At 66.1% G+C, this 11,031-nt stretch carries 9 protein-coding genes and 1 tRNA gene; 8 read left to right on the top strand and 2 right to left on the bottom strand.

Translation table 11 applies throughout. From position 1 onward, the window contains the following. Positions 1-16: 16 nt before the first annotated feature. The 8 genes from proB to JS528_RS09900 all read left to right on the top strand — a co-directional run bounded on the left by proB (position 17) and on the right by JS528_RS09900 (position 6,879). Positions 17-1,150, top strand: coding sequence for a glutamate 5-kinase (proB, locus tag JS528_RS09865; RefSeq protein ID WP_214358888.1), 1,134 nt, complete (start codon positions 17-19; stop codon positions 1,148-1,150). A gap of 55 nt (positions 1,151-1,205) precedes the next feature. Then, positions 1,206-2,414, top strand: a complete 1,209-nt coding sequence (locus tag JS528_RS09870) for a pyridoxal phosphate-dependent aminotransferase (RefSeq protein ID WP_214358889.1) — start codon at positions 1,206-1,208, stop codon at positions 2,412-2,414. 161 nt (positions 2,415-2,575) lie between these two features. Continuing rightward, positions 2,576-2,651 (top strand) — tRNA-Trp (locus tag JS528_RS09875). Positions 2,652-2,685: 34 nt separating this feature from the next. Beyond that, positions 2,686-2,913, top strand: coding sequence for a preprotein translocase subunit SecE (gene secE / locus JS528_RS09880; protein ID WP_214358890.1), 228 nt, complete (start codon positions 2,686-2,688; stop codon positions 2,911-2,913). Positions 2,914-2,955: 42 nt separating this feature from the next. Next, positions 2,956-3,810, top strand: a complete 855-nt coding sequence (gene nusG, locus JS528_RS09885; protein ID WP_214358891.1) for a transcription termination/antitermination protein NusG — start codon at positions 2,956-2,958, stop codon at positions 3,808-3,810. A gap of 345 nt (positions 3,811-4,155) precedes the next feature. Continuing rightward, on the top strand, positions 4,156-4,587 hold the full coding sequence (gene rplK / locus JS528_RS09890) for a 50S ribosomal protein L11 (RefSeq protein WP_107041799.1): 432 nt from the start codon (positions 4,156-4,158) through the stop codon (positions 4,585-4,587). A gap of 15 nt (positions 4,588-4,602) precedes the next feature. Beyond that, the gene (rplA, locus tag JS528_RS09895) at positions 4,603-5,295 is read left to right on the top strand and encodes a 50S ribosomal protein L1 (RefSeq protein ID WP_214358892.1); all 693 of its coding nucleotides are present in this window, start codon (positions 4,603-4,605) and stop codon (positions 5,293-5,295) included. A gap of 219 nt (positions 5,296-5,514) precedes the next feature. After that, positions 5,515-6,879 carry an ATP-binding protein gene (locus JS528_RS09900; protein ID WP_214358893.1) on the top strand — a complete coding sequence of 455 codons (1,365 nt, stop codon included), beginning with the start codon at positions 5,515-5,517 and terminating at the stop codon, positions 6,877-6,879. 294 nt (positions 6,880-7,173) lie between these two features. Here the strand turns inward: JS528_RS09900 and JS528_RS09905 are convergent, their stop codons facing one another. Then, positions 7,174-8,088, bottom strand: coding sequence for a PucR family transcriptional regulator (locus JS528_RS09905; protein ID WP_214358894.1), 915 nt, complete (start codon positions 8,086-8,088; stop codon positions 7,174-7,176). Between the two features lie 151 nt (positions 8,089-8,239). Next, positions 8,240-10,534, bottom strand: a complete 2,295-nt coding sequence (locus JS528_RS09910) for a DUF6020 family protein (protein WP_221339853.1) — start codon at positions 10,532-10,534, stop codon at positions 8,240-8,242. Positions 10,535-11,031: the final 497 nt, after the last annotated feature.

Genomic DNA, 11,031 nt, shown 5'->3' on the forward strand with positions numbered 1-11,031 from the left:
CGTTCGAGGAGGGGATATGTCCACACCATCGCAGGCCGAGATCCGTCGGCGCATCGCCGAGGCGGAGACCGTCGTCGTCAAGGTCGGGTCCAGTTCGCTGACCCGGCCGGACGGCCATCTGGACGCCGGCCGGCTCAACGCGCTGGTCGCCGCGCTGGCCGAGACGCATCGGCTCGGCGCGCGCGTCGTGCTCGTCTCGTCGGGCGCCATCGCGGCCGGCTTCGGCCCGCTCGGCTTCGACGCGCGTCCCACGGACGTGGCCACGCAGCAGGCGGCCGCGGCCGTGGGCCAGGGCCTGCTGATGGCGCAGTACGAGGCCGCGTTCGCGCGCTTCGGCGTGCACGCGGGGCAGATCCTCATCACCGCGGAGGACACGATCCGCGCCACCCAGTACCGCAATGTGCAGCGCACGCTCGGCCGGCTGCTCGATCTGGGAGTCGTCCCGATCGTCAACGAGAACGACTCCCTGGCCTCCAACGAGATCCGCTTCGGCGACAACGACCGCCTCTCCGCGCTCGTCGCCAACCTCGTGCGGGCCGACGCGCTCGTGCTGCTGACCGACGTGGACGGCCTGTACACGGCCCCGCCGTCGGAGCCGGGCGCCCGGCGCATCGGCTACGTGCCGAACGTCGTGGACGCGCTCGGCGAGGTCAAGGTCGGCGGCACCGGCTCGAAGGTCGGCACCGGCGGCATGGTCACCAAGCTCGAGGCGGCGCGCGTGGCGGCCGTCTCCGGCATCCCCGCCGTGCTCACGAGCGCCAGCAACGCCGGTCCCGCCCTGATGGGCGACCCGGTGGGCACCGCGTTCGCGCCGGTCAAGCACCGCGGCTCCACGCGCCGCCTGTGGATCGGCTTCGCGGCCGATCCGCGCGGCACGATCATCGTCGACGCCGGTGCGGCCCGGGCCGTGCGCGGCGGGCGCGCCTCACTGCTCGCGGCCGGCGCGCTCGAGGTGCGCGGTGCGTTCTCGGCCGGAGACCCGGTGTGGATCGACGCCGACGACGGCACGCATCTGGCCAGGGGACTGGCCGGCTACGATTCCGAGGAGGTCGAGCAGATGCTGGGCCGCAACACCGCCCAGCTCAAGCGCATCCTCGGCGACGAGTACACGCATCCGCTGGTCCACCGCGACAACCTCGTCCTCGTGTGACCCGTTTCCGCTATGGCGCTTCTCGCGCGCCCGGATTATCCTTGAAGCCATGACTATGGCTCAATGGCAGACTCTTTCCGACCGTATCAACCACGTGACCCCGAGCGCCACGCTCGCCGTCGATTCCAAGGCGAAGGCCATGAAGGCCGCCGGACTCGACGTCATCGGCTTCGGCGCGGGCGAACCCAACTTCCCGACCCCCGACTACGTCGTCGACGCCGCCGCGGCCGCCTGCCGCGACCCGAAGAACTACAAGTACACGCCGACCCCGGGCCTGCCCGAGCTGCGCCGCGCCATCGCCGACAAGACGCTGCGCGACTCCGGCTTCGAGGTCACCCCGGAGCAGGTCGTCGTGACCAACGGCGGCAAGCAGGCCGTCTACTCGACCTTCCAGATCCTGCTCAATGAGGGTGACGAGGTCATCATCCCCACCCCGTATTGGACCAGCTACCCGGAGGCCGTCAAGCTTGCCGGCGGCGTGCCGGTCGAGGTGTTCGCCGGCGCCGAGCGCGGCTTCGAGCCCGATCTCGCCGCGATCGAGGCGGCGCGCACCGAGCGCACGAAGGCGATCATCGTCACCTCCCCGAACAACCCGACCGGTGCCGTGTGGAGCGCCGAGACCGTCGAGGGAATCGCGAAGTGGGCCATCGAGCACCACGTGTGGGTCATCACCGACGAGATCTACGAGCACCTCAACTACGACGACGCGCACACCACGTACATCGGCGCCGCCGTGCCCGAGGTGCGCGACCAGCTGATCATCCTCAACGGCGTCGCCAAGACCTACGCGATGCCGGGCTGGCGCGTCGGCTGGCTGATCGCCCCCGAGCCGGTCGCCAAGGCCGCCGCCAAGCTGCAGGGCCACATGACCTCGAACGTCGCCAACGTGTCGCAGCGCGCCGCCATCGCGGCCGTCTCCGGCCCGCTCGACGAGGTGTACCACATGCGCGAGGCGTTCGACGTGCGCCGCAAGGCCATCGTCGCCGCGCTCAACGACATCGAGGGCGTGCACTGCCCGACCCCGACCGGCGCGTTCTACGCGTTCGCCGACATCCGCGAGCTGCTGGGCAAGCCGCTCGGCCCCAACGGCACCGTGTCGGCCACGTCGTCCGATTTCGCCGCCGCCCTGCTCGACGAGGCGCACGTCGCCGCCGTGCCCGGCGAGGCGTTCGGCGCGCCCGGCTACCTGCGCTTCTCCTACGCGCTGGCCGATGACCAGCTCGCCGAGGGCATGCGCCGCATGAAGGCCTACGTCGAGGCCTGATTCGCCCGGAATACCGCCGTTTTCGCATCAACCCGCGTATCGCGCCACGCCGCGCGACACGCGGGTTGTGCTTTTCGCCGAGGTTCGCTAATATACCGACTTGGCGGTTTTCGCCGTGGCGAAGCGTTCTTATGGACGTGAAACCGAGGTGAAGTTCACCTAGGGAAGTGGCGCAATTGGTAGCGCAACGGTCTCCAAAACCGTAGGTTGTGGGTTCGAGTCCCGCCTTCCCTGCCAAGTTTCTGACGAATACCCCAAGCGAAGGATGGATATGGCGAAGGCTAGCAAGAGCGAAAAGGCCGTTAAGCCGAATGTCTTCATGCGCATCGGTCTGTTCATCAAGCAGATCATTGACGAGCTTCGCAAGGTTGTTACCCCGACTGCCAAGGAACTGTTCTTCTGGTCCCTTGCCGTGTTCATCTTCGTGCTGTTGCTGATGGCTCTGGTCACCGGCATGGACTTCGGTCTGGTCAAGCTTACGCTGTGGGTGTTCGGCTGATCCTCCAGTAAGCGACCCCTAGTAATCCGAAGGTGAAAACGCATGAGCGATGAAGTGAATTTCGATAGCATCGACGCGATGCCCGACCTGCCGGAGAACGAACCGGCCGATGTTCCGGCCGCCGCCCCTGCTGCCGAGGCAACCGCTCCGTCCGTCGAGTCCGACGAGAACGAGACCGCCGAGGCCCCCGTCGCTTCCGTTTCCACTTCCGAGCCCTCCGTCAGCCTCGACGACGATGAGGAATCCGAGACCAACGAGTCCGAGCAGGCCGAGGCCACCGATGCCGGTCAGGCCGCCATCGACGATTTCGCCGCCTCGCTGCGCACCCTCGAGGGCAAGTGGTACGTGCTGCACACTTACTCCGGCTACGAGAAGCGTGTGAAGACCAACGTCGAATCCCGCATCCAGTCCTTCGGCCTCGAAGACAAGATCTTCCAGATCGAAGTGCCGATGGAGGAAGTCGAGAAGCACACCGAGAAGGGCAAGAAGGTCATCACCCGCGTGCGCGTCCCCGGCTACGTGCTCATCCGCATGTGGCCCGATGAGACCGCCCGCCGCATCGTGCGCGAGACCGAAGGCGTCACCGGCTTCGTCGGCCCGACCAAGGATCCGGCCCCGCTGTCGCGCAAGGAAGTCGTCCAGATGATGGCTCCGATGATCGCCTCCGAGGCGCTCAAGAAGGCCGGCGACAAGCCCGCCGCCGCCAAGAAGCGCACCGTCGAGGTCTCCTACGCCGTGGGCGATCAGGTCACCGTCACCGACGGTCCGTTCGCCACGATGGCCGCCGTCGTCTCCGACGTCGAGCCCACCACGCAGAAGCTCACCGTGCTGGTCTCCATCTTCGGCCGTGATACGCCGGTGGAGCTTGGCTTCAACCAGGTCGAAAAACTCCAGTAAATCCCATTGCGGAGCGTCCTCGTCGTTGCTCCTCGGTCGACGTACCTTCGTACGCCTTCCCTCGGTGCGCCTAGAGGCCGCACGCGCAATGTGATTTCCTGAATCGGAACCGTTTATGAAAATCCCCGTGCCCTGTCGGTGCGGGGATTTTTCGTATCTCGGCGTGTCGGCGGTCTGGCTTCGGTGGCAAAATTAGAAAGTTCGTGTCTGGAGGGGAGACCCGCTAGCACAGCACAGCAATATAAGTTGCGGGAGGAGACCGCACGGCTTCCTCACGGCGTCATCGACGCCGGGCATCCGGGCGGCGACCGTTAGGCACCGCGTTATAGAAAGAAGAACCATAACATGGCTCCCAAGAAGAAAGTCTCCGCGCTGATCAAGCTGCAGATTCAGGCTGGCAAGGCCAACCCGGCCCCGCCGCTGGGTCCTGCCCTTGGTTCGCACGGCGTCAACATCATGGACTTCTGCAAGGCGTACAACGCCCAGACGCAGGACAAGATGGGCCAGGTGATCCCGGTTGAGATCACCGTGTACGAAGATCGTTCCTTCACCTTCGTCCTCAAGACCCCGCCGGCAGCGGCTCTGCTCAAGAAGGCCGCCGGCATCGAGAAGGGCACCGAGAACCCGCTGACCCACAAGGTCGGCTCCGTCACCAAGGCTCAGGTCCGCGAAATCGCCGAGACGAAGATGGCTGACCTGTCCGCTCGTGATATCGAAGCTGGCATGAAGATCATCGAAGGTACCGCCCGTTCCATGGGCATCACGGTGACCGACTGATAAGGAGAAGGACAGATGGCTAAGCATTCCAAGAAGTACCGCGAGGCGGCTGAGAAGGTCGATCGCAACAACCTGTACACCCCCGATCAGGCCATCGCGCTGCTCAAGAGCATGCCGACCCGCAACTTCGACGAGACCGTCGAGGCCGTGCTCCGCCTGAACGTGGATCCGCGCAAGGCCGACCAGCTGGTCCGCGGCACCGTCAGCCTGCCGAACGGCACCGGTAAGACCGTCAAGGTCCTCGTGTTCGCCCGTGGCCCGCAGGCCACCGCCGCCGCCGAGGCCGGCGCCGACATCGTCGGCGATGACGACCTGATCGCCAAGGTGCAGGACGGCTTCCTCGACTTCGACTCCGTCGTCGCCACCCCGGACATGATGGGCAAGGTCGGCCGCCTCGGCCGCGTGCTCGGCCCGCGTGGCCTCATGCCGAACCCGAAGACCGGCACCGTGACCATGGACGTCGCCAAGGCCGTCAAGGACATCAAGGGCGGTAAGATCGAGTTCCGCGTCGACAAGCACGGCAACCTCTCCTTCCTGATCGGCAAGGCCTCCTTCGAGGAGAAGGCTCTGGACGAGAACTTCCGCGCCGTGGCCGAAGAGGTCAAGCGTCTCAAGCCGTCCACCGTCAAGGGCCGCTACGTCACCAAGGCCACCATCACCTCCACCATGGGCCCCGGCATCCCGGTCGACCCGGCCTCCATCGCCTGATTCGCGATCGAGTGGTGGTGATGTCGTCGCGCGACGCGTGACGAGTCCAGCCTGAACGAAACCCCCGGTTCCGCAAGGAACCGGGGGTTTCGTGTATTCGACCGCGATGTCGCGTGCCCGTGGAGTGCATAGACCGCAACTGGTCAGGTTTCCTTACCAGTTTTTGCTATACTAGTAAAGTAAAATTACCAGTTATTGTTTGTTAGGGGGGCGGGCGTGATGGGGAACCCAGTCATCGAAACGAAGATACGTGATTTCAGCATCGAGGACTTCCTGCCGATTGTGCCCCGCGAACTGGATCTGGGGGAGCCCGCGCGACCGAAGGCGGGCAACCTCGTCAAGGTCGTGACCGGTATGAGGCGCAGCGGCAAGAGCTATCGGCTGTTCCAGGAGATGGAGTCGTTGCTCGCCTCCGGCGTCGCGCGCGATCGCGTATGCTATTTCAACTTCGAGGATGATCGTCTGGGAAGGATCACACCCGCGACGGGCGACGAGGTTCTGGAGGCCTTCTATAGCAGCCATCCCGGAGCGGTGGATGACGGTGCGTATCTGTTCTTCGACGAACTGCAGGAGATGGATGGTTGGGGAGCGTGGCTGAGACGCATCGTCGACACCACCAAGGCGACGATCTACGTCAGCGGATCCTCCTCGAAGATGTTGTCCACGGAAATCGCCACGGAATTTCGCGGCCGCGCATTGGACTTCGAGCTGCTGCCGTACTCGTTCCGTGAATTCGTCGTTTCCCGCGGTCTGCTGGAGCCGGGCGATGTGCGGCGTGCCCGCGACCATGACAAACGGGATCGGCTGGTGCTGTCCAATGCGATGAGGGACTATCTCGAACAGGGCGGATTCCCCGCCGTTGCGGGACTGCCCGCGCCGCAGCGCATCGCGTTGCTGCAATCGTATGTGCAACGGGTGGTGTCGCGCGATGTGGTCGAACGTCATGATGTGGCCCGGCCGCGCGTCGCATCCACGCTCGCCAGACGCGCATTGGGGTCCAACGGCAAGCGGATGTCGATACGCAAGGTGGAGAATGATCTACGATCCCTGGGAATGCCCACCAGCCGTGAGCTGCTCGGCGATCTGATGGGGTATTTCGAGGACGCGTATCTGCTGTTCCGCATGCGCGAGTTCTCGGTTTCGATGAGCGAACGGACCACATCGGTGCCGAAGGTCTATGCGGTGGATCCGGGACTGGCCGTGGCTTCGGCCGGTGCGAATGTCAGCGACGAGGGACAGCGACTGGAGGAATCGGTGTACCTTGAGCTGCGTCGTCGCAATGTCGGGTTCCGTCGGGACGGCATCTCCTCGTATCATACCCGGGAACATGGGTATGAGGTCGATTTCGTGGTGGGGGATGTGCTGGAGGACGCGGCATACGAGTTGTATCAGGTCACGGCAAGCATGGATGACGCCGCAACCGCCCGACGTGAGACCCGGGCGCTGTGGGAACTGATGTCCGAACAGGATCTTGCTGAGGGATACATCATCGTCGGGGATGGTGAGAGGCGCGACTATGAACGGGGCGGACGCATCATTCACCAGATTCCGGCATGGCAGTGGTTTCTGGACGTTCCGGCGTGACGTCGCGAGGCGTTCGCTGCATCCGCCGGCGATGCGTTACGCATGCATGCGGCCCGGCGCGATGGCGCGTGTCCGCACGGGACAACCCGGCGAGGTCGCCCATGTCGCGACTGTGTTTCACGTGAAACACACGAGGATTCGTGACGGTGCGGACTTCGAGGAGCCGTACGAGGCGATGGGAGGATGCTCGTGTGCCGTGCACCTCATCGACTCGCCTCTGCACGAGTTGCTGCCCTGCACCTGTGCGCCGCTAGCCCCGGACCGCGTGTCCGCCGCCCGCCCGCCGGCGATGCGCTACGCCGCGTGCATGCGGCCCAGCGCGATGGCGGTGGTGAGCACGTACGCCTCGCGCGGGTCGGTGGCATCCCATCCGGTCGAGTCGGCCGCGCGCTTCAACCGGTAGCGCACCGTGTTCGGATGCACGTTGAGCGTGCGCGCCGTCGTCTCGAGCGAGCCGCCGGAGGCGAGGAACGTGGAGACAGTGAGCATTGTCGGATCGTCCGGGTTCGAGCCGTTGCCGCCGGCCAGCGAGGCGTACACCACGTCGACCAGTTCGCGCCGTGCGTCCGGATCGCCGAGCAGCGCGCGTTCGGGCAGCGCGTCCTCGGCCCGCAGCGGTGCGTTGCCGCGGGCGGCTGCCGATCGTGCACCTTCGCCGCCGGTCGTGCGGGCCAACGCCGGCGCCGCCTTGAGCGTCGCCAGGGCCGCGCCCAAGGCGGCGACCGCGCCCGTCGCCCCGTGCCGCACCGGTCCGAGGCACACCGTCACGCCGTCGCCCCGATCGAACGGATTCGAGGCGGCATCGGCATCGCCGAACACCGGTGCGAACGCCGTCGACACCGCCGTGCACAGCACCTCCGGGCTGACGGCCGCCTCCACCCGGACCACCGCGGCGACGACCCCGTCGCGCACGCCGCATACCGTCGCGCCGCCGCCCAGATCGACGACCGCACGGCTGACCGTCTGCATCGTCGCGACGGCGTTGGCGGCCGGCCGCCCGGCGATCGCGAAGCAGGGGAAGTCCCCGTCCCAGCCGATCACGCGCAGCAGCGACGCGACGCGTTCGTCGGACAGGCCGTCGGCCAGCGATTCGAACGCGACCCGTGTGAGCAGCGCCCGCGCATCGGCATCCCCGTCACGGCCATCGCCCTCGCCCGCATCGGCGCGGCGATCGGCATACGAAGTCAGCAACCCGAGGAAATCAGACATACCTCACCAGTGTAGTGACCTTCCCTTGGCGTCCGGCAACCGGTGCGACGATGCGGGCCGCGCCGTCCGTACGAGGGAGGCCGCCGTGTGAAGGTCGGTGTCCCCCGCGGATGGGTGACGGGTCCCACGTATCCGTGGGCATGTGCCGGATTCACCGTTCGGAGGGGAGGCCCGTGGAATCCGCGACCCGCGAATCGCGCCAGAACGTGAGCAGCAGGAAGCCGAAGCAGAACGCCACGGGCAGCATGTGCCGTTCGAAGTTGTTCGCCGGCGCGGTGATCATCACGCCCATGAGCAGCAGCAGCGGCAGATGCCAGGCGAGCGCCCGCCAACGTCTGAGGATCACCTCGGCGGCGCCGATGAGCAATGTCAGGATCACGTAGAAGTTGCCGTGCGTCACCCAGCCGAGCACGGGGGTCGCGCCCCAGTCGTTGGCGAACGTCGCCACCTGCGTGCGCCACTTGTGGTTGTAGTACTTGATCCAGGTGGAACTCACCTGCACGTAGTCGCTGTCCACGTAGTAGTTCATCGACACGTACGGCAGATCCGCGATGTCGAAGTATCCGAAGCATTTCGCCATCAGTGCGTCGATCGAGACGATCGGGTTCGCCCTGACGATCTCGAGCCACGCCTGGTTGAACCCGTCCATGTCCTTCGGCTTGACCGAGCGCCACTTGTAGCTGACCTTCTTCGACTGGATGCCGGACGACTTGACCGGGTCCGCGTCCTGCTGGAAATACGCGTCGGCCATCTGATCGAGGTTGAACACCGGCGCAAGCTTCTCGGCGGCCGACTGCGGGATCGAATCGGGGTCGCGCTGCGCCACGCGCGCGATCATCTGCAGCTGCACGCCACGGCTCTCGATCGGGTCGCCGCCGATGATCGCGCCCGAGCTGATCGCCATCGTGATGCCGCCGTGGATGAGGATCGTCGGCAGCAGCAGCGCGGTCACGTACGTCGTCCAGCGGCGTCGATCGGCGAGGATCGCCAGCACGAACTCGAAGACGAGCACGTACCACGCGTACTTCGCCGAGATCAGCATCACGGCGTTCGCGGCGAGAAACGCGACGAACGCGCGGTGGGGGAGCCGGATGACCTTCGGCCTGAAACGTCCCCGCAGTCCGGAGCCGGGCGCGTCGATCCCCCGACCGTGCGCCGCGGCCCGACGGTCGTCACCCGTCGCGTACAGCTCGTACCAGATGCCGAACGCCCACAGGAACGCGAACGCGAACAGCGGCGACTTGGTCAGCGAGATCGTCGAGAACACGGCCAGCGGGCAGACAAGGAAGAACAGCAGGATCGCCACGCGGGCCGGCGCGTGCGCGGCCTGGGCCGGTAGCGCGGCGCGCATGCCGCGTTCGGGGCGGCCGAGCCGCTTCGGCACGAGCCGCTCGCCGCCCCGCTCCGGATGCGCGAAGTCGGCGCGGTCGGGTCGATTCAGCCAAGGCAGGTTCAGGAACCGGTGCGCGGTCGCCGCCGTCACGCACACCGCGAACAGGAACTGCGCGGCCGCGAGCGTGACCGTGCCCCAGTCGTTCGATCCGGTCAGATAGCGGGAGGCGGCGAGCGTCGCCCCGTAGAACAGGGTGAGCACGATGTTGTGCTGGTCCGTCAGATACGTCGGGTCGGCCGGCCACATGTAATGGGCCGTCGGGTAGATGTCCATCGGAGCGAACGAGAAGAACCCGATGTACGGCTGCTTGAGGCCCGTCCACTGGTTCCACGCCCAGCTGAACTCGCGCGCCTGGCTTCTGAGGTCCGCGCCGAACGCCGCGAGCAGCGTCGTCGGCGCCCACAGCCATCCGACGAACAGGATGGTCCAGATCTTCCAATACCGGTCGGTCAGGCGCATGATCCACCGCGCGAGGAACGTGCGCGCGGCGACGAACGCCACGACCGTCGCATGCCGTGCGGCGCGCGCCATCCGCGCCGGTCGTGGGGCCGTCGCGTCGCGGCCTTCCGGTCCGTACTCCGGAGTCGTGTCGCGCGACGGGATCCGCTCGTCGTCCGGCTCATGGCGCCGGCACGATCGCGGTACAAGCCGGAGACGACGCGGCGAGCGCGTGCCGTCGGGATTCATGCGCCATCCGAACAGCGGCTGGCGTCGCGCCTTGCGCACGAGCGCCACGATGAGCAGCAGGTAGATGACGAACGCGGCGATGCCGTAGCCCGCGTTCACCCATCCGAAGTTCGCGATCGACGAATCCTCCCAATACAGCGGTCCGACCGCCGTGCACCACGCCAGCCACAGGCACGCCGCCACCGCAAGCGCCCACCGGGCGATCGCTCCGATGCGATCCGCCGGCCGGGCGGTCGTCGTTCCGGTCGCGGACGTCGCCGCGCCGGTGCCGGCGGTCGATGCGTCGGGCGATGGACGCCCGGCGTCTTCATGCGCGACGGTCGGGGATACGACGGCGTTACGGGCAGTGATGGAGGCATCGGTCATGCCGCCAATTCTACCGACGGCGCGGAAGAGGCCGCCCGACGGTCCGTGACGTCGATTGTCGCGGACCGCGACGGATGGCTCGCTCCGTTCGGGAGGGCCCATTTCAGGGAGGTCCCGCACTGCGGGTGACCATTCGCTCCGTGTTCATGCACTCGCCATCCCGGGTTACCCTGCGGCGATGATTTCCGAGGTAAGCTGGTGTGCGGAAACGGCGGGAACGCCGTTCGTGACACGCCGAGGGAACCCTGTGATCGCAACGGTTTCCGGCTTTGTCGTGCGCGCGTATTTGCGCAATGGTGATTTCGCGTGTAAATTAATCCCTTGCTGCCGTTCGGTTGCGGAAATCCTGTTCGGATGTGTCCAATGCTGAATGTGTGTGGTGGTTTGAGAACTCAAGAGTGTGTTTGTACTACTTCTTTATAGTCAATGATTGCCAGTCCGGCCCAAGCCTTCTGCTGTGTGTGGTGGGTTCCCTTGCGGGTTGAATTTGGGTCGGG

This window comes from Bifidobacterium santillanense (assembly GCF_018555385.1).
Classification (GTDB): Bacteria; Actinomycetota; Actinomycetes; order Actinomycetales; family Bifidobacteriaceae; genus Bifidobacterium; species Bifidobacterium santillanense.

Excerpts from the sequence above, each read along its gene's own strand:
- proB (WP_214358888.1), top strand. The coding sequence starts at position 17 with ATGTCCACACCATCGCAGGCCGAGATCCGTCGGCGCATCGCCGAGGCG.
- JS528_RS09870 (WP_214358889.1), top strand. The coding sequence starts at position 1,206 with ATGGCTCAATGGCAGACTCTTTCCGACCGTATCAACCACGTGACCCCG.
- secE (WP_214358890.1), top strand. The coding sequence starts at position 2,686 with ATGGCGAAGGCTAGCAAGAGCGAAAAGGCCGTTAAGCCGAATGTCTTC.
- nusG (WP_214358891.1), top strand. The coding sequence starts at position 2,956 with ATGAGCGATGAAGTGAATTTCGATAGCATCGACGCGATGCCCGACCTG.
- rplK (WP_107041799.1), top strand. The coding sequence starts at position 4,156 with ATGGCTCCCAAGAAGAAAGTCTCCGCGCTGATCAAGCTGCAGATTCAG.
- rplA (WP_214358892.1), top strand. The coding sequence starts at position 4,603 with ATGGCTAAGCATTCCAAGAAGTACCGCGAGGCGGCTGAGAAGGTCGAT.
- JS528_RS09900 (WP_214358893.1), top strand. The coding sequence starts at position 5,515 with ATGGGGAACCCAGTCATCGAAACGAAGATACGTGATTTCAGCATCGAG.
- JS528_RS09905 (WP_214358894.1), bottom strand. The coding sequence starts at position 8,088 with ATGTCTGATTTCCTCGGGTTGCTGACTTCGTATGCCGATCGCCGCGCC.
- JS528_RS09910 (WP_221339853.1), bottom strand. The coding sequence starts at position 10,534 with ATGACCGATGCCTCCATCACTGCCCGTAACGCCGTCGTATCCCCGACC.